Annotated in this window: 21 protein-coding genes; 7 read left to right on the top strand and 14 right to left on the bottom strand. The window is 46.1% G+C overall.

What is annotated here, in order from left to right:
* Positions 1–89 precede the first annotated feature (89 nt).
* Entirely contained in the window at positions 90–1,160 is a 1,071-nt protein-coding gene (locus tag VX941_05325; GenBank protein MEE2932828.1) for a Gfo/Idh/MocA family oxidoreductase, read from the top strand.
* A gap of 665 nt (positions 1,161–1,825) precedes the next feature.
* Here VX941_05325 and VX941_05330 read toward each other — a convergent pair.
* Positions 1,826–3,010: a M24 family metallopeptidase gene (locus tag VX941_05330; GenBank protein MEE2932829.1), complete on the bottom strand. Its 1,185-nt coding sequence runs from the start codon at positions 3,008–3,010 to the stop codon at positions 1,826–1,828.
* 158 nt (positions 3,011–3,168) lie between these two features.
* Here VX941_05330 and mce point away from each other — a divergent pair, with 158 nt between their 5' ends.
* From mce to VX941_05355, 5 genes are read left to right on the top strand one after another with little or no spacing between them, the layout of a single operon-like run.
* Positions 3,169–3,603 carry a methylmalonyl-CoA epimerase gene (gene mce / locus VX941_05335; protein ID MEE2932830.1) on the top strand — a complete coding sequence of 145 codons (435 nt, stop codon included), beginning with the start codon at positions 3,169–3,171 and terminating at the stop codon, positions 3,601–3,603.
* Between the two features lie 40 nt (positions 3,604–3,643).
* Complete coding sequence (locus VX941_05340; GenBank protein MEE2932831.1) at positions 3,644–4,513, top strand: enoyl-CoA hydratase-related protein; 870 nt, start codon at positions 3,644–3,646, stop codon at positions 4,511–4,513.
* A gap of 5 nt (positions 4,514–4,518) precedes the next feature.
* Entirely contained in the window at positions 4,519–5,724 is a 1,206-nt protein-coding gene (locus tag VX941_05345; protein MEE2932832.1) for a CoA transferase, read from the top strand.
* On the top strand, positions 5,725–6,615 hold the full coding sequence (locus tag VX941_05350; protein ID MEE2932833.1) for a CoA-transferase: 891 nt from the start codon (positions 5,725–5,727) through the stop codon (positions 6,613–6,615).
* The gene (locus VX941_05355; protein ID MEE2932834.1) at positions 6,612–7,349 is read left to right on the top strand and encodes a CoA-transferase; all 738 of its coding nucleotides are present in this window, start codon (positions 6,612–6,614) and stop codon (positions 7,347–7,349) included. The genes VX941_05350 and VX941_05355 overlap by 4 nt, the downstream gene beginning before the upstream one ends.
* A gap of 3 nt (positions 7,350–7,352) precedes the next feature.
* Here VX941_05355 and VX941_05360 read toward each other — a convergent pair whose 3' ends face one another.
* From VX941_05360 to VX941_05415, 12 genes are all read right to left on the bottom strand, one after another.
* Positions 7,353–8,522: an alpha/beta hydrolase gene (locus tag VX941_05360; protein MEE2932835.1), complete on the bottom strand. Its 1,170-nt coding sequence runs from the start codon at positions 8,520–8,522 to the stop codon at positions 7,353–7,355.
* 20 nt (positions 8,523–8,542) lie between these two features.
* On the bottom strand, positions 8,543–9,625 hold the full coding sequence (locus tag VX941_05365; GenBank protein ID MEE2932836.1) for an amidohydrolase family protein: 1,083 nt from the start codon (positions 9,623–9,625) through the stop codon (positions 8,543–8,545).
* Between the two features lie 80 nt (positions 9,626–9,705).
* Positions 9,706–11,109, bottom strand: a complete 1,404-nt coding sequence (gene ccmI, locus VX941_05370) for a c-type cytochrome biogenesis protein CcmI (protein MEE2932837.1) — start codon at positions 11,107–11,109, stop codon at positions 9,706–9,708.
* Positions 11,109–11,579, bottom strand: coding sequence for a cytochrome c-type biogenesis protein (locus VX941_05375; protein ID MEE2932838.1), 471 nt, complete (start codon positions 11,577–11,579; stop codon positions 11,109–11,111). The genes ccmI and VX941_05375 overlap by 1 nt, the downstream gene beginning before the upstream one ends.
* Positions 11,579–12,115 (bottom strand): DsbE family thiol:disulfide interchange protein, encoded by a 537-nt coding sequence (locus VX941_05380; GenBank protein ID MEE2932839.1) that lies wholly within the window; start codon positions 12,113–12,115, stop codon positions 11,579–11,581. Before VX941_05380 ends, VX941_05375 begins: the two co-directional genes overlap by 1 nt.
* A gap of 8 nt (positions 12,116–12,123) precedes the next feature.
* Positions 12,124–14,103, bottom strand: a complete 1,980-nt coding sequence (locus VX941_05385; GenBank protein MEE2932840.1) for a heme lyase CcmF/NrfE family subunit — start codon at positions 14,101–14,103, stop codon at positions 12,124–12,126.
* Positions 14,100–14,600 carry a cytochrome c maturation protein CcmE gene (gene ccmE, locus VX941_05390; GenBank protein ID MEE2932841.1) on the bottom strand — a complete coding sequence of 167 codons (501 nt, stop codon included), beginning with the start codon at positions 14,598–14,600 and terminating at the stop codon, positions 14,100–14,102. Before ccmE ends, VX941_05385 begins: the two co-directional genes overlap by 4 nt.
* A complete protein-coding gene (ccmD, locus tag VX941_05395) occupies positions 14,593–14,772 on the bottom strand; it encodes a heme exporter protein CcmD (protein ID MEE2932842.1) in 180 nt (59 codons plus the stop codon). Before ccmD ends, ccmE begins: the two co-directional genes overlap by 8 nt.
* Positions 14,759–15,424 (bottom strand): heme ABC transporter permease, encoded by a 666-nt coding sequence (locus tag VX941_05400; protein ID MEE2932843.1) that lies wholly within the window; start codon positions 15,422–15,424, stop codon positions 14,759–14,761. Before VX941_05400 ends, ccmD begins: the two co-directional genes overlap by 14 nt.
* Positions 15,425–15,573: 149 nt before the next feature.
* Positions 15,574–16,239 carry a heme exporter protein CcmB gene (ccmB, locus tag VX941_05405; GenBank protein MEE2932844.1) on the bottom strand — a complete coding sequence of 222 codons (666 nt, stop codon included), beginning with the start codon at positions 16,237–16,239 and terminating at the stop codon, positions 15,574–15,576.
* Positions 16,236–16,886: a heme ABC exporter ATP-binding protein CcmA gene (gene ccmA / locus VX941_05410; GenBank protein ID MEE2932845.1), complete on the bottom strand. Its 651-nt coding sequence runs from the start codon at positions 16,884–16,886 to the stop codon at positions 16,236–16,238. Before ccmA ends, ccmB begins: the two co-directional genes overlap by 4 nt.
* Before the next feature lie 287 nt (positions 16,887–17,173).
* A complete protein-coding gene (locus tag VX941_05415) occupies positions 17,174–18,190 on the bottom strand; it encodes a TauD/TfdA family dioxygenase (protein ID MEE2932846.1) in 1,017 nt (338 codons plus the stop codon).
* 81 nt (positions 18,191–18,271) lie between these two features.
* Between VX941_05415 and VX941_05420 the strand changes: the two genes are divergently transcribed.
* Positions 18,272–18,541, top strand: coding sequence for a hypothetical protein (locus VX941_05420; protein MEE2932847.1), 270 nt, complete (start codon positions 18,272–18,274; stop codon positions 18,539–18,541).
* Positions 18,542–18,549: 8 nt separating this feature from the next.
* Here VX941_05420 and VX941_05425 read toward each other — a convergent pair.
* On the bottom strand, positions 18,550–18,913 hold a 364-nt coding region (locus VX941_05425; protein ID MEE2932848.1), incomplete at its 5' end, for an aconitase family protein.

Here is an 18,913-nt window from a genome sequence, read left to right on the forward strand (position 1 = left end):
TCTTCACGGCATTGGTTTAATCCGCTAATGTTTGGATCGATTTATTTTGTAAATTGGGGAGTATTCCCCTGACACCAAAGAAGAGGATGATGGATAAGAAAGAAATTGGGATAGCGGTCGTCGGATCTGGCCGAATTGGGACCTTGCGGGCGAATTTGGCTGCGCGGCACCCTTCCGTGAATTTTTTGGCTTTGTCTGACCGAGATGAGAACAAGGCAAAAATATTAGCACAGCAGACCGGCGCTGATCTTGTTTCATCTAAAAATTACGAGGTGATTTCAAATGAGAATGTAGACGCAGTTTTTGTCTCTACTCCGGAACACGATCATACGGAAGCAGTCTTGCAAGCTTTGTCCTTTGGAAAGCCAGTATTTATAGAGAAGCCAATTGCATTGACGCTGAACGAAGCCAATAAGATTATCGAGACGATTCAAAAATCTAAGACAGAAGTCGTTATTGGTTATTCGCGTCGGCATGATCGTCGGTGGATGATGGCAAAACAACAAATCGAGGACGGCCGCCTCGGGGAGGTGCTAGCTATCCAGCAGCGGGTTTATAACTCACGTGCCCAGATGCTTCAGATTTTAAAACGGTCGCCGGAGGCGACACCGGTGCTTGATGTTCTCACTTATTATGTCGACATGGCTTGTTGGTTTTTAGAGGGTATAAAGCCGGTCGAAGTGGTCGCACGCAGTCATGGCAAAGTATATCGCGAGCTTGGACACAACATCAATGAAGCAACTTGGGCAATCGTGACATTCGAAACTGGTTGCATCGTTAATCTTGGCATTTTTTACGCACTGCCATCCAAGTATCCCACCTTTGGGCAGAGCCCCAGATTTGAAGTTCTTGGAGATCAGGGCGTTATCCTGTTAGACGCGGATAATAAAGACAGTCTTCTTTATACTGATAATGGTGCTGAGCATGCTTATGTGCCAGATCATAAAACGTCGATGCTCTTTATGCAGACTAATTCGTCTGGTGACTGGGCGCAGGGAGACTATTGGGGTCCTATTGCGAATGAAACTCGATCGTGGCTTGATCATTTGGTAACCGGCTGCTCTACACCTCATCCAACAGCGCTTGATGGGAGGCGCACACTCGAGGTTACACTGGCAATTGAGGAGTCGGCGCAAACCGGTAAATCAATCAAACTTTAGAAGGTCTTGTTAAAGAGCACCGCATGGGCCTTTTCTAGCTCTCAACCTTAATAACGGCATCCCATAAGCGCTATTTGCACCCTTCAATTGAAAAGTGTGGGTAGACTTTTTTGATGGTTGAAACTTTTGATCAACTTTAAATTTCCATTTGTAATTGAAGCTACTTGGTTCTGTTGTCTTCATTCAATCTGGTGACTTAGCATTCACTTTTATTTCTGTCCGTTAACGATCAAACAATATGCACCGATCGCTGTTCTCGTCTCTGTGTATGTGAAAGCGAAACACGTGTTTCTAAGAATTGCATCATAGACTTGTGTTATATGCAGGCCAAAATCTCGGTGACTAAAATCTGGTGTTTCAAATGCGCTGCCATCAAACTAGCTAAGCTTATCCTTGATCAAGGTAGATGGTTCTTATGAGCCATGAGCCTGCAAAAACAAAGTTTGCGCAAAGCCATTTGTAATAAACATCGCAAAGATTAGGCAGATTGTTGTAGGCAGAGCTCTCATGGGTATTGGTTTATGGGATTTTCAGTTTGCATAGAGGTCTGCCAACTTATTGGGGGTCAAAAGTCCACCGGTTGCTCAAACCTCCGGTAGTTCGGCACGAAACGTAACGACTTAATGTAAACACTTTTAGAACTGGAAGTAAGGATTGAAAATATTCTAATTAAGGTCCACACGCTTTATGCCTCTTGGGTATCTATGAACTGATGTGCAACCTTTGGCAGTTATCCTAACCATCTCACCAGTTTGAACTCCTGCTTTCTTGTCTTTGGTCACTACATTTGGCTGGACCACTAGGTACATCCCTTCTTTTAGCTCCATGTCAGGGATAGGAAAGATATTACGGCTCTGGGAGCCTAAGATAGGAGGCAGGTAGCCCCCACCAAACCCATGAACCAAATCGTCCCAAATAGTAAAGCCTCCATCCTCAATTACTGTTGCAGCTTCAATAATTTCCTCAGGCCGCGTACCCGGCTTTAGCATGGCACAAATATTGTCAAAGGCCTCCATAGCTACATCATGAAGGTCTTTGAAAAGTGGGGTGGCATCCGCGCCAACTGTTATCGTTCGTAAGATCTGGCCCGCATAACCCCAGTACTGAGCACTTAATTCAGTTGAAATTACAGCGCCTTTTTTGACCTTGCGATTTGAAAGAAATTGGCGTGGCACACAATGGTCAGGATTATTCATATCGTTTATCATAAAATAGTGGGTCTGGCTGATTGCGCCATGCTTTACGAAAGAGCGCTCTACTAGGTCTCCGAGCTGGTATTCCGACATTCCAATTTGAAGGCCTTCTGGTATAGCCCCGATCCCTGCATCTGATAAAATAGCGCCAATTTTCATCCAATTATGCTCTTCTTTACTTTTGATTAATCTCATTTGGGTGAAATCCTCGCCCATGTCGATCAAGCTACTAGTGTTGGCATTGAGCTGATTGTGTTGGTTGACAGTAAAATTCCCAATAATGCCAACTTTATTTGAAGCCCCACCTCTTTTTCTTAACTCGTCCAATGCTGAACCTAGAGCCGAAACGCCTCCCCAACGAACATCTGTGAGCCTTGCAATCATCTGTGCCATTGGTAGATGATTAAAGTGGTTAACAAATAGTACTGGCTTTTCATCTAGCATCATAAGAAGCACTGCATCATGAGTGGTATGCCAGCCCGTAAAATATGGGATTGCTGGGCCAATACGGAGGAATCCGCGAATTAGCGCAAATGAGACCTCCCTCTCTGCCATTTTTTGTTCAAAAACAGATCTCCTACGTAAAAGTTCTGTATCACTGAACCTTGGGTAGTCCTGGGTGGTTATGTGCTGCAAATCTTGTAAAAATTTCACCATAATGCCGGCCTTTTGTTGAAAATTTCGAGATTTTCTCCATTCCAATGTGCGGTTAGGTATTTAATAATTCTCGGCACAGTTGTCGTTTGTGCCTATCCTGGTGTATGCCAAACTTATAAAGGTTTGGTTACTTTATAATTTTGTAAGAGCAGACGAAAATGGTCAATACAGAACAAAATGAAGATGCACCGATACCAGTAAACGGTTTCGACCACGTAGCCATTGCTGTACCCGATTTGGAGATTGCGATGAAGTTCTATGAGGGAAAATTTGGCTGTGAAACCTCAAAACCATTTATCGTAGGGACGCAGAACATTCGCATGGCCTATGTATATTTAGGCAATGCAAAACTAGAGCTTATGGAACCTCTGGGCGAAGGATCTCCGATTTCTAAATTTTTAGAACGCAATCCTCAGGGAGGTATTCACCATATATGCCTAAAAGTGCCTGACGTTGCGGCAGCTGCCGAGGGTGCATCTCAAGTAGGGATACGGAGACTTGGAGCCGATAAACTGTCTAAAGGACACGAGGGACAGGATTTGTTTTTTATGCACCCTAAAGATACCCTAGGAACTTTAATTGAGATCGAATAAAAACTTTTATTTTCATCATACAGACATGGAGATTTGAGATATGGGCGAAGACGCAAAGTTCAAAGAAATAATATATGAAGTTAAAGATGGAGTTGCATGGATCACTATTAATAGGCCAGAAGTGCAGAATGCTTTCCGAGAGCAAACTCTAGATGAGTTGATAGACGCTTTTCAATCAACACGCCACGACCCAACTATTGCTGTTGCTGTTGTGACTGGTGCCGGTGACACAGCGTTTTCAGCAGGCGGTGATTTTCACGCTATGATGCGATTGAATTGGCAGAATGCTGCCCAGTGGAATGATCGTATGCTCGGATGCGCTATGGCAATTCGCGGGCTGCATATTCCTGTGATAGCCATGATTAATGGCTGGTGCATGGGAGGTGGCCACGAGCTAGCACTTTGGTGTGACTTAGCAATAGCGTCGGATGATGCAACTCTTGGTCAAACTGGCGCTCGTGTGGGGGCCTGTCCAACAGTAGGTGCGACCCAATATATTCCGCGCCTAATTGGAGAACGCCTTGCGCGGGATATGATTTTTGGCTGCCGTACTTTTAAAGGACCAGAAGCCGAAGCAGTTGGTTTAATAAATCGTTCAGTGCCAAAGGACAAATTACGTCAGACTGTTGAGGAATATTGTGAGCGCATAAAGGGCTATAGTGCGCAAACTATAAGGCAGACAAAGCGATCCCTGAATTTTGAATCCGACCAACTATATGCTTCATGGCAACATGGTATGGAGCTCTTAGCCCACGTTTGGGGTTCGGAAGAAAGCCTAGAAGGCATGAATGCGTTTATGGAAAAAAGAAAGCCTGATTTTGGTAAGTTCCGCCAGCGTAACAAAGACGTTATGGACAACTACCTTGAGGGTCTCGCCAATGACGAAAATATGCGCCCGCCGAAGGAGTAAAGGCGATGGCAGGTAATTTTGTTGAAAGACCACTGACGGGCCTCCGAGTTATTGACATGACACGGATCCTTGCTGGGCCTTTTTGCACCATGAATCTTGGTGATATGGGGGCTGAGATTATAAAAATAGAACAACTCGGTAAGGGCGATGACACGCGCGCATGGGGTCCACCATTTGCGGGCTCGGAGGCAGCATATTTTCTCGGTATAAATCGCAACAAGAAAAGTATTACGCTAAATTTAAAGGATCCTCGCGGGCTTGAAATTTTAAAGACGCTTATACAGGGCGCTGATGTGCTGATTGAGAATTTTAAGGTGGGCACGCTGGAGAAATGGGGTCTGACTCGTAATTGGATGGAGGAAAATGCTTCGCAAGTAATTCATACCCAGATCACGGGGTACGGTGAGAAGGGGCCAAAGGCAGGTATGCCGGGTTATGATTTTCTTTTGCAGGCAGAATCTGGACTGATGGCGATCACTGGTGAGGAAAATGGTTCTTCGATGAAACTCGGTGTAGCTATCGTTGATGTATGCACCGGCATGTATGCGGCGATGAGCATTTTGGGTGCGCTAAATGCACGGGCACGCACCGGCAAAGGTCAGAAAACCTCCATTACACTCTACGATACAGCACTCTCTGTGCTGGTGAACGTGGCGTCGAACTACCTCATTAGTGGTGAGAGGGCGGGGCGCTATGGCAATGGCCATCCTAATATCGTGCCCTACCGAGATTTCCGGTGTGGCGAGGGTGAGATAGCACTTGCCGTCGGCAACGATACTCAATTTGCTAAGCTCGCTAGGCTTGTGGGGCACCCGGAGTGGAGTGATGATGAGCGCTATCAAACTAATCCAAACCGAGTTTCCAACCGCCTAGAAGTGGACACCATGGTAAGTGAGGCTCTTAGATTGAGGAGTGCAGGCGAGTGGATTGCGCTTTTTGAGGAAGAAGGTATTCCCTGCAGCGTAGTTAATTCAGTAGGCGATGCGCTCGAGAGCGAGCAGACCAGGGCTAACAATATGATCGAGGAGATCGTTCACCCGACTGCCGGTCTTATTCGCATGCTTGGCATCCCCTATCGCTTCTCTGACACGCCGGCTGGCATTTCTAAGCCGCCTCCAGAACTTGGCGCCGACAACGAAGCGGTACTGTTCAAACTGGCCGGTGTTACTGCCTGTGAATTGGATACACTCAAGAAAGACGGTGTAATATAGATGATCGATAAATCCGCTGGGATTAGTGCGCTCGTCGAGGAGCATATTAAAGACGGCGATACTATCTTTATAGGCGGTTTTGGCCATTGTGTGCCCTTTGCGCTGGGCTTTGAAATTATTCGACAGGGGAAGAAGAATCTGACCCTCTGCCGCTCCGGTACTGATATCTTGTTTGATATTTTGATCGGCGCCGGCGTTACTTCGAAAGTGGTATTCGGTTATCTCGGCAATCCTGGTATTGGAATAGGGCACGCCTTTCGTCGCGCCGTCGAGGCAGGCACGCTTGCTTATGAAGACTGGACAAATATGGCAATGATCCTGAGGCTTGAGGCGGCTCGCCAAGGGGTACCCTTTCTGCCGTCGCGCATTCTTCAGCTCGGCGATATAGCTGGCGCGTCTATTGATGTGAGGACGGTCAATTGCCCGTATACCGGCGAGAAACTTGCTTGTATCCCGGCACTTAAGCCCGACGTTGCGTTGGTTCATGCTCAGCAAGCAGACAAGGCCGGCAATATTCAGATGATTGGTGTTGATGGTGACACGGTTACCGGAGCGATGGCTTCAGTTAAAATTCTCGTGACGGTAGAACAGTTTGTTGAGACCGCGGAAGTTGAAAAAATGCCGGAAGTGACTCGTATACCCGGATACCGCACGACTGGTGTGGCGAAGCAAGCTTGGGGGGCCTATCCTTCCTATGTTGAAGGGGCTTACGGCCGTGACGATGATCATTTCCGTGCGTATGACCGTGAGGCTCGGATGGAAAAAGGTCTGGCCGATTATATTAGGCGCTATGTCTATAACTGCGCCGATCATGCGGCTTATATCGAGACGGTCGGCAAGAAACGGCTCGCTGAGCTAAGGGCACAATCGAGCAGTAGGAAAATCGCATGAACGATCTCCCCGTAGCCATCAGACTGGCACTTGCTGCTGCGCGAGAACTTGTAGATGGCGAGATCTGTTTCGTTGGGATTGGTAATCCGTCCGATGCTGCTTTGCTCGCTAAGCACAGTCACGCCCCGGAGATGACCCTGATCTACGAATCCGGCGTTGTCGACTCCGACCCGATTTCGAAACCGCCACTTTCCACTGGGAGCCCATCAGTTTCTCAAGGAGCCAAGATGATTGCTGATGGACTTGCAGTTTTCTCTGAATTACAAGCTGGTCGCATCGACGTGGGGCTGTTGTCGGCTGCACAGGTCGACCCGTGCGGAAATCTTAATAGTACGGTGATCGGCTCATATCACAGCCCGAAGATTCGCATGGTCGGGTCAGGAGGTGCGCATGATATTGCCTGTCTTGTGAATCGGCTCGTTATTCTGATGCCGCATGACCCGAGGAGGTTTAAAGAAAAAGTAGACTTTATTACTAGTCCTGGCTTGTCAGACTTGCGTTCTGGCCTGAAGCTACCCCCGGGGCCGGTTTCGCTAATCACCGAGAGGGCTAGATTCTCTTTTGAAAGTGGCACGGCAGCGCTCTCTGCAATTATGCCGGGTTACGGTGAAGAAGACGCGGTCGAGGGCCTATCGTGGGAAGTAAAAAAAACACCGGACTTTAAGTTGATAAAAAAATTTGGAAATAAAGAGCTGGTAGCGGCAAGATCGTGCCTTAAGTATCTCTGCAAGTAATTTTCAATCGTAGAATCCGTCGCCATTTAGCTTTATGAACCGTTTTTTGTTATAACCTGCTGCGAAGTTGCCATTCATGGCATTTAGCATCCACTGCGCGATCAAATCAAAGGTGACACCGCCTCCGAGGTTTTTTGGTGCACGAATGCGGTGGAATTCATCCTCGAATACCCACATTTCCTTAGGGCAGCTCAGTGCGTTGTAAACTTTCTCAGCATCTTCGAGGGGGTTTAATGGATCAAATTCCCCAATCCCCATCAGGACAGGACATTTCACTTTGTCCGCAAACCCTTTTAGGGTGTACCCTTTAATTTCTTCATCAAAAGCCTCTTCATCTTCAGTACCCGCCATAGCCATGAAGACCTGCTTGAAGCGAATGGTAACCTCCTGAAAAATAACCATGCTATCCCAGAAGTAACAAGCCACAGCGCCAGCAGCACATGCGAAACGACCGTCCTCGGCAGCCGCTCGCAGTGACCAATAGGTGCCAAAGCTGCGTCCCGAAATGCCAATCCGTGTTTCATCGACGTCATCACGCTTTTTAAGAAAGTTGAAAGCACTAGATGCAGCTATTGAGTGATCACCAGGATGGACATGGATTCCCTGCATCAGTGCTTCGCCCTGGCCTGGCCCATCAATGCATAGCAGATTCATGCCGCGTGCAATGAATGGATTGCTATCGATTTTCGGATAGTTTTCCTTTGTGTTATCCATCCCAGGAATAAACAGTACTGTTGGTTTTTCCCCGTGTCCCGGCGCTAAATGTAAAACACCGGGAATAGTTGAATCACGGTAAGGAATTTCCACTAGTTCGATTTTGTAATCAGCTAGGGCAAATGCACGTCGGGCACAATCATGGGCACGGCCAAGAATTTCCCAACGTTTGGGGTCCGTTGGTGGAATAAAAAAATGCTGTGCTTCCTTATAATGCTCGGCAGCTATCTCGTACAGCTTTCGTGCATTGAGTGTATCCCCGGCCGCATCTGCTCCGCGGGCGATTTTCTCAGAGTGTTGTGCTTCTTTCAGCAAGTATTTCGATACCATGCGAATCGATTTTGCCTGTTTAGGCATATCACGTACGTCGTACTCGTAGTGAACGGCCCGGCCGGAAGTATTGAGCACATAGTCATATATCCACTGTTGACCATCACGAGCGCGGATCGGGTTTTTCATTTTGGTATCCCTAAAGTTTTCTATATTTTTAAAAGTTTCTTAACTGTACCGCTTAGGATGGCTTCTATATCCTCGTCGCTCAAGCCCTCGACACTCAGCAAATGGGCAACTGGATTGATATTGCTCATTCCGGCGGGGTAGTCAGTACCGAGGACTAGTTGACCGGCACCGCATTCACGAATGAGATGGTTTAGATTTTCGCTGCCAAAGACTACTGTGTCGAAATAAAGTTGATTAAGATATTCGCTTGGTGCTTTTTTTTCAGCACCTCGCCCACCGCGATCGTCACTGTTATGACCATGGTCAAAGCGACCTATATTGGAGGCTAAAAACCCTCCGCCATGGGCGGCGACGATTTTAAGTTTTGGGAATTTATCTAGCGTGCCTTCATAAATTAAGTGTGCTAATGCGACGGTGGTGTCAAGCGGGTTACCGATTATATTTGAAAGGAAACCTTGCCCCTTGAAACGCGGAGCACCTTCTCGGAAGTGACGAGGATGGATAAAGATAGGAACATCCAATTCTTCTGCTTTGGCCCAGAAGGGGTGGAAACGTTCATCCGATAACTCTTCGCCATCAAGCGCAGCAGTAATCATTGCTCCCCGGTGCCCCATTTGCTTTACATTATACTCGAGTTGAGTCGCTGCAAGTTTGGGGTGTTGCAGTGCTACTATCGAGAGTGGCACAAAGCGGTTAGGATAAAGTGTGCAAATTTCTGTCATTTTCTCGTTTTGAATTCGGCACAAATCTTCGGCTAGGTTGTACTCCGCCCAATGATGATGATGAAAAACGCTTATCGACAATACTTGGATGTCAACGCCCATGGCGTTCATGGCGTTCAAGCGCCTTTCGATTTCCTGTTCCTTTCCCCATCCGCCGTGGCTAAACGGATCTTTGCCACCTAACTCTGGCCTATCTTTGATTAGGGGCATGATTTCGGGAAATTGGCAATGCGCATGCATATCGATGACAAGTTGTTTCTTACCGTTGACGGTAATAGGGCGTGGTGTTTCAGATGTCAGCGTCGACGGGTTTCTTTCAAAACACGGTGCATCGGAACGATAGGTTAGCTCACAGCCGAAATATTCGACGCTTTCGGACATCATTGTCCCTCCTTTTTACAAATTCCTGCCGAGCAAGCTAACTGAGCTCTCACAGAGGTGCAAGCCGTACGGTCTCGAGTTTATTTAGTAATGGAGTCGATTTGGTTTTTAAGCGCAATGTACTCTTTGGTGTCTTTGGGAATCTTACGGAGCGCTTTCATCATGAATGCTTTTCCGATATCAATGTGACCCGCTGCAGCTTCTGCGCGCCCTACGAGAAATAGTGCTTCAAGATTATCTGGGTCAACTGTCAGAACTTGACGCATCAACGCGACAGATTCTTTAGTCTGTTTGTTCTCCGAAACCTTGCGTAATAGGCGTCCATAGCGTAGGAGGATTTCTACGTTTTTTGGGGCAATGTAAGCTGCTTGTCGCAAAGCTTCCGCTTCTTTGGAAACTTCACCTAGTACTCGATATGCATCTGCAGCTTTTACCCAGCCATTCAAATCATCTTGATTTTTACGAAGCTTGTGTTCCAGTCGTCCGACTATATATCTAACCACCCGGTTCTGGTCTGCTTCGGATATTACGGTGGCAGCGCTGAGATCTTTCTTGGTTATCCACCATGCCGGTGAACTTTTCAGTAATTCTCGCATTAGGCGCATTGCTTGAGCGGACAGTATAGGCTTCAGCCCAATCTTTTTTGCAATAGTATCCGCAGTGTAGAAAAGGATTGGTAGATATGGTGCCTGAATAGGGCTCTCGTCGATCAAGGTTTGTAGTGCTGAGTAAGCCTCTGGTTCTTTACCGTCGGCTGCATCGGCTAAGGCTAGGTAGTAGCGCGCTCTTGGTTCTGCGGGCTCATTTTCTAAAACGGTTACAAATGTGGATCGAACGATAGGTGTAAATATCTTGCCAGCAGCAAAATAAAGAGTTTCCCCATAAACAGAATGGGCTTCTGAGTCTCGTTTGTTGGTTTTAATAGCCCTCTCTGCGGAACGCACAGCTTTTTCGTACTTTCCAAGATTTATGTAATAGCGTGCCAGCATTACCCAGCCGCGAGTGTTTTTTGATTCAATTTGTAACTGCTGCAACAAGCCTTGGGCCATAGCCTCGAGATTATTCGAACTAGCGGAACCTGCTTGGGTCTCAGCCTTTGGGTGTATGGTAAATCTTTGATCAACTAGGCTAGGCTTACCAATGGCAATATAAAGTCCAAATGAAACCACAGGAACCAGGATTACCGTAGTTACGAGAATAATATCCCGCAGTTTGTTTGAAAAGCGGGGTTCTATGTCATCTTCGGCGTGGCTGGTAGAACCCAAGAGTCGGCGCGCGAAATGAGTTCGGGCTGCTTTTGCTTCAATATCGCTTAATCTGCCTTCTCTATGATCACGCTCAAGCTTGTTAAGCTGTGCCATGTAAACTTTCTTATCATCTCTGAGAAAATCGCTTTTTGCTGAATGCAAGCTTAAAAGTGGCCACAGCATGGCGCCGAGGCCAATGCCTAGTAGTATCGATGCAAATAACCAGAAAATCTTTATTAGCCTCTGTTGTTAGTTAGTTCTGAAATCCGTTTCTCTTCATCTTCACTCAAAATTAGTGAGGGTTGTATGGAGTTGTTTTTGGAATGTCGCAGGAAGAATATAAATATACCAATGACACCAGCTAATAAGATTATAACGGGTCCAAACCACAAGATGTAGGTGTCGCTCTTGATGCGAGGGCGTAGTAATACGAATTCGCCATACCTGGCTACAAGATATTTTCTTATATCCTCATCAGAGGCGCCTTCTTTTAATTTTTTGCGCACAAGCCTACGAAGGTCTTTGGCCAGATCGGCATCGGAGTCATCGATCGATTGGTTCTGACAAACAAGACATCTAATATCTATAGATAAGGCCCTAGCACGAGCTTCAAGATGTGGATCTTCCAATAACTCATCAGGCTCAACCGCTTTAGCAGACACAGTAAATAGCATTATTAAAATTAAGGGTAACAGAGCGAACTTCATTATTTTTCTGCCCTTATTTTTTTGACCAAAGGGAAGATTTCCGATTGCCATAATTTTGGGAAAATAGGCCCAACATGCTTAAACCTAACCCGACCATTTTTGTCGACTATGTAGGTTTCAGGTGCGCCGTAAACTCCCCATTCTATGCCAAAGACATTTAGAGGATCGTAACCTATCTTGGTATAAGGATTCCCGTGTTTTTCCAACCAACGCATTGCAGATTCTCGTTTGTCTTTCCACGCAATCCCGTATATCGGTATCGATGTGTTATTATAAATTCGCATCCAAATAGGATGCTCAGCAAGACAAGGTACGCACCATGATGCAAAAATATTTACAATTGATATCTTCCCTTTGAAATCATGCTCATTGATATCCTTTTCTCCTGGTATTAATGAAGGCAGATCAAACGTTGGGGCTGGCTTGCCGATTAGTGCAGACGGTATTAATCTTGGATCCTTTGTAAGTCCTAGTCCGAAGTATGCTGCTAGTAAGATAAAGGTGGATAATGGCAAGAGAAATAATAACTGGCGCATATGGATACTTACTCGGCTGGGGATGGTTCAGCAATCTTTCGACTCTCTGGGACACCTATCCGAAAGCGCCGATCTGTTAGTGAAAAGAGCCCTCCAAATACCATCATAAGGACACCCATCCAGATCCACCCCACTAAAGGCATAAGGTAGATGCGAACCGTTTGGCCGTTTTTATCATCATTAGTGCCGATCACGACATACAAATCCCCAAGCCAGCCATTTTTTATTCCGGCCTCAGTTGTTTCTTGTTGGGAAACCGAATATCGACGTTTTTCTGCTGTCATATTGAATTTTTCTTTATCTTTATGCTGCACGGTAAAAAGGGCTTGTCGTGCAATATAATTAGGCCCTTTTTGATCTCGTAAGCCATTGAATGTGACCCTATAATCCCCTATTTCAGTAGTTTCAGATGCCTGCATTAAAACGATTTTCTCTTCTTTCCAAAAGGATAGACCAGTCGCGCCTATTATAAATACCGCGAGCCCAAAATGCGCTAGAGACATGCCCCACGAACTTCGTGGAATTTTAATTAAGCGCCGCCAACTTTCCATGGGTGACCTCCGGCCCAAGCTGATTTTTTTGCCTAATTCTGTAATCACGCCGCCAGCAAGCCAAACCGCCAGAAAAATTCCGAGTGCTGCCCAAACACTGTTCTGGCCTGCTGTCCATGCTATAAAAATAAATACCGTTATTGCTGTAACAGCTGTAGCCTTTAAACGGGACAACGCTCCAGCAATATCTCCTCGCTTCCATCCAAGTAATGGCCCTACTGCTAGTGCAGCCACTAATGGTGCCATAAGCGGAACAAACGTAGCATTGAAGTAGGGAGGCCCAACAGAGATTTTTGAGCCATTGAAAACCTCAAGCACGAGCGGGTAAATCGTGCCAAGAAATACAGTTGCAGCTGCTGTTGTAAGCAGCAAATTGTTTAGCAACACCCCTCCCTCGCGACTAATTGGGTGAAATAACCTACCTCCCTTTAGGTGCGGAGCTCTCCAAGCGTATAAAGTAAGACCACCACCAATCGCGAGGCACAAAATACCGAGAATAAAAACTCCACGATCAGGGTCAGTGGCAAAAGTGTGGACAGATGTCAGAACACCAGACCGTACTAGGAAGGTGCCTATCAAACTTAGGGCAAAGGTAAGTATTGATAACAAAATTGTCCAGCTTTTCAGGCTATTGCGTTTCTCTACCACTATTGAACTGTGCAAAAGCGCAGTGCCGATTAGCCAAGGCATCAAGGAAGCATTCTCTACCGGGTCCCAGTACCACCATCCTCCCCATCCAAGTTCGTAATAAGCCCACCAGCTTCCAAGTGCAATGCCTCCCGTGAGAAATGACCAAGCTAAAAGTGTCCAAGGGCGCACCCACCTTGCCCAAGATGCATCTATATTTCCCTCAATCAGAGCTGCGATAGCGAAAGAGAACGCAACTGAAAATCCTACATAGCCCACGTATAAAATTGGAGGATGTAGCGCAAGGCCGGGGTCTTGAAGAAGTGGGTTAAGGCCCTGACCATCTGCTGGTGCAGGAACTATACGCTCGAAAGGGTTTGAGGTTGCTAAAATAAAGGCAAGAAATGCTATGCCAATAAGTGCTTGAACGCCAAGAACTCGGGCACGTAAGGTTGAAGGTAGGTTACTCCCAAATCTAGCAACCGCAGCTCCAAACAGTGCTAAGACCAGAACCCAGAGCAGCATAGACCCCTCGTGATTACCCCACACCCCGGAAATTTTGTAGATCAACGGTTTTAATGTGTGTGAATTTTCGAAGACATTTCGAACTGAGAAATCACTGATCACATATGCGTAAGTTAATGCCGCAAAAGCCAAGGCAGTAAATAAAAATTGCACTAGTGCAGCGATTTTAGCGGCACTAATCCAATCAATCCGCTGGGCAGCAGCACCCGCAAAGCCGAAAGCAGCCTGCGTTATTGAAAAAACAAACGCAAGAATTAGCGTAAAATGTCCTAATTCTACTATCATTTAGGTTCCTCCGGACTCCTGCTTGATCCAGCGTTTTGACTCCAGTGCCCTGACTTTTTAAGAGCGTCAGCGACCTCACGAGGCATATATTTTTCATCGTGTTTGGCTAACACTTCATCAGCTATAAATAACCCCTCATTTTTTAGTCGGCCCTCGGCTATTACCCCTTGTCCTTCACGAAAAAGATCTGGAAGAATTCCATAAAACATAGCTGTAATTTTATTTTTCCCATCAGTAACGGTAAATTCATGTGCTGTTTCGCTTTTAGTTTTTTTCCAACTACCCAATTCAACGAGCCCACCGATCCGGATACGCTGTTCCGAAGAAATATTCCGTTCCCTCAGATCGCTTGGGCTGTAAAAGAAAACGATGCTATCTTCGAGTGCGTTCAATACAAGAGCCGTGGCAAGCCCAAGCATCGTGAGCCCAATAAGCAGTGTGTAAAACCTTTGGCTCTTTTGTCGACGGGTGCGTTTGAGACCAAGCGAATCAGTCATCACTGTTGCCTCGCCGCATAGACCTTAGACGAAGAAGCAAGGCCTTTCGTTTTCTTAGCACACGGCGTGATTGTGCTAATAATCCAACTAAAATCAATGTGGCCAGCAAATATGCAGCCCAAATGAAGGACCCATACCCCTCCATTCCCAAATAGGCTTCAACCTCTGCCATCAGCTAAATTTCCATGCAGACTGTGTTGAATATTTCGCACTCGCGCAGCAATTAATTCGCTTTTTATTCGAATAATAAGGGTGGTGAGGAGGAACATTTTAAAAGCTATGGCCATAATGATAAGTGGCCAAAGCATATCGGGATGTATGGTAGGGCCCTCTAGACGAAATACGCTGGCGGGTTGGTGAAGTGTGTTCCACCAATCTACCGAATATTTTATAATGGGTAGGTTTACCGCGCCAACTAATGCAAGCAAAGATGCCGCTTTACCTCCCCTCTCTGTTTCATCGAAGGCATTCATAAGTGCGATATAACCAAGATACAAGAACAGTAATATAAGAACCGAGGTTAACCGCGCATCCCATACCCACCATGTTCCCCACATAGGTTTCCCCCATAGTGAACCAGTCGCTAGGCATATCACCGTGAAAGAGGCCCCTATGGGAGCTGCAGCCTTTGCAGTCAAAAGCGCTAGTGGATGCTTCCAAATCAATGCGGCGGCGGATGAAAGCGCTATACATGCGTATGTGAAAAGTGCCATCCACGCGGCTGGTACATGTACATACATTATCCGCACCATTTCGCTTTGTTGGTAATCTGCAGGAGAGTTGAGAAGAGCCAGATATAACCCGATCACAAACGTCGCGACCATTATCCCCCCCGCCCACGGGAAAATGGTGTCGGCAATCCTAATAAATCGGCTAGGGTTTGCATAACGGTGCATAAAAAATAATCCTTACTTATTTATATAGGGCTTGCTTTGGCTTACCCAATCAAAAAAACTGTGACCATTAGTCCTATTCACTCAAGTGCCTGCCGCAACGCTATCGTAGAAGCTATTGTACACAACGGCAGAGCTGCTGCAAAAATAGCTCCTAGCAACATTAGGTGAGGTTTTGGAGAGTGTGTTAATAGTGCTGCATCAATAGCTGACACAGCGAATATAAGTACGGGAATATAAAGTGGAAGAACGAGTACTGATATTAACACGCCGCTTCGCCGGGCGCCGACAGTAAGACTCGCTCCCACCGCACCGATTAGACTCAGGCTTGGTGTGGCTAACACCATAGCAAGCATCAGGGTAAAATAAGCTTGTATGGGTAAGTTAAGTAGCAATGCTAAAAATGGCGTAGCCAAAATCAAAGGAAGTCCCGTGGTTATCCAATGTGCCGTAATTTTTGCGAATACTTGAATGGCTAGGTCGTTTGGACTGATGGCCATAAGGTCTAGCGAACCATCTTCGTAATCTGAACGGAAAAGCCCTTCAAGAGACAATATTGCAGCTAGTAGTGCAGCGACACACAAAAGTCCCGGCGCAAGTGACGCAAGTGTTTGGGGGGTTGGACCAAGGCCTAACGGGAAAAGGACTATTGTGATAATGTAAAAAGATAAAACCGTAACTCCATCGCTGCTTTGTCGCACGGCTAAACGAAGGTCTCTGCCCAACAATGCCAAGAACACTCTCATTTTAGACTAGCATTCAAAGAGAGGTTTAAGGTGTGTGTATTTTTCAGATTTGATGGCCCGTGTACTGATATTACTACCATACCACCAGCTACTTGATGCTCCGACACGATTTCCTCTAAAGCATGCCGAGAGCTGTCATCAAGTCCATTTGCTGGTTCATCCAATAGCCACAAAGCTGCTTTGTTTGCTAATAGACGTGCTAGAGCTAATCTTCGCGACTCGCCAGACGATAAAAACCGTGCTGGAAGGTCCACTAGGTGAAGCATATTGAATGCTACTAAAGCACGCTCTAGAGCTTTTTTTTCTCCCTGCTTGCCTGATAAACCATAACTTCTTAATTTTTGCCAAACTGCAAGATTTTCCCTGACGGTAAGTGCAGGTTTGACCGCATCAAAATGCCCTAGGTAATGAATGCGATCTCTATGGAAAAAGGGGTCTTGCGAGATACTCTCTTTATTCCAAAGTAACTCCCCTGCCGCTGGAGCACTCAGGCCAGCCATCATTCGTAATAAACTCGACTTGCCGCTTCCATTTGGACCGCGCAGTATCAATGCACCCCCGCTTTGAAGTGAGAATGAAAGTCCTTTAAAAACACATTTTCCCCCTCGATTACAGGAGATGTTCTTTGCTTGAAAATAGTTAGTCATAAGAACAATTTCAGAGTTCACACAAGTTTGCATATATAGCATAGACGTAATTGGTTTTGTTTATTTGTATGATTATTTACATAAAAAGACGACTGCCGAGGGTGGCCGGCAGCCGCCTAGTTTTTGAAACGACACGTGTCGTTCGTTGAGGCCAAACGTACATAGCCTCGACTGAGAGGGGATGTCTCAGATTTTGAAAAATCTTACTTAACTATGGCAATCATTTGCTTAAATTGAGGCAATATTACGGCAGTGCTTTTGGACTTGTTACCCCGCTCCTTTGAATATCAATTCCTCGTGCGTCGCTCATAGGCTTCGCCATAAATCCTGGAGTCCTTGAAACAACTGGGTAACGGCCTTCCATTTGGAATGGTAAGCCAGAGTCTAAGCATATGCCGTTTGTCTTCCAGTTTCTTCCAGTCTTCAAAAGCCTTGCGACCATGGAAGGTGACATAGTTATTGGCAATCAAAATATCTCCCGGTGCTAGCGGGAATTCCATCGCCATGCCTGGCTCGTTTGCAATATCTTGGGCCAATTGAAGAGATTGGCGCTGACGTTTGGTAAGTCTCGGCACATCCGCAAATCGCTGAGCAGTATGGATATAACGGTATTTCATATTTGCAGTAAGCAAGCCGTTATGGCGGTTATACACAGGCATTACTTCGACACGCGCACCGTCCTGGCGTTGCCCTCGTGTGTCAAACCAGAAATCCCTCTCCAATGTTGCTGCAAGATCGGGACGCCGACGAACTATTTCGTTGAAGATTTCAACAGCACTCACAAGCCTACTCTCGCCTCCTGATTTCCCAGTGCGCAAGCAATAGAGCATAAATATGTCTGCGCCATCATTGTGCCATGAAATAGGGTCAGCCGTTTGATACGAACGAATATTATAAGTGCTTTCAACTGATGCCCCAATATCCCGAACTGAATGTATCAAACTACCCGCACCATCTTGTTTGGCGGGTAAACCTAAATATTGCCCTATCCCCCAGAGTGCGATCTTCCCGGTTTCTTCATCTAGTTCCAGTGCTGGCACCCCCTCTATAACTACAAAACCGCGGCCGCCCTCAAGTTCGTTGTTGAGTGCAGAAAGGAGGGGACCAAGGGTAGGTAACTGGAAATCACTTTGTGTTAAAGCAACGATATTTTTTTCAAGCCCTTTTGCATGCTCGATAGCAGAATTTAACTCTTTACGATGCATAGCATTGATTGGTACGCGCCAATCATCGCGCCCCATCATATCTTGTCCACGCCAAGCAGCGGGATCATTTTCGAGTTTAGAAGTTGAGAGTTTGGACATATTACGTAAATACTGTTTAATCTTTTATGTGATCATAGTTTACACTTGATATCACAATTAGCCTAGTTTTGAGGATCATGAATGCATCAAAATGACGAACGACCTGCTGACGGTGAGAAACGCGGGATTTATGTTGTCTTTTTTTATGGAGCAGTCATTATTGATCTTGCACTTAGCACCTTCCGTGGGGAACCCTATCGTTCAACTCTTTTTGATCTTGCAATAAAGATAACTTCGGCCTTTTTTTATTTATTCGTGGCTTCGGTCACGCTTCTGAGGATTGTGGAGGGAAAGGACCTAAGCCTCAAATCACAAGTGTGTTTGGGTTGTAAGCCGGCCGTTGGTATTTAATTTTTGATTTACGTTGGCGGAGCAAATTTAGTCAAATCAATCCCGTCTACAGCCGACTTATATTCCTCAATACTTGGCGTGCGCCCTAGAATCGTAGAAAGCACGACCACAGGTGTTGATGCCAAAAGAGACTCGCCTTTTTTGTCATCGGCATCTTCGACTACTCTGCCTTCGAATAGGCGCGTCGATGTTGCCATAACTGTGTCACCTTTCTCTGCTTTTTCTTGATTGCCCATACACAGGTTGCAGCCGGGTCGCTCCAAATACAGTATGTTGTCATATTTAACACGATTGGCCTCTTTCGGCGCATCATCGTCAAATATAAAGCCTGCATATTTCTGCAGGATGCTCCAATCCCCCTCTTCCTTCAAC

It is taken from the genome of Pseudomonadota bacterium, from assembly GCA_036339585.1.
GTDB lineage: Bacteria > Pseudomonadota > Alphaproteobacteria > UBA8366 > UBA8366 > UBA8366.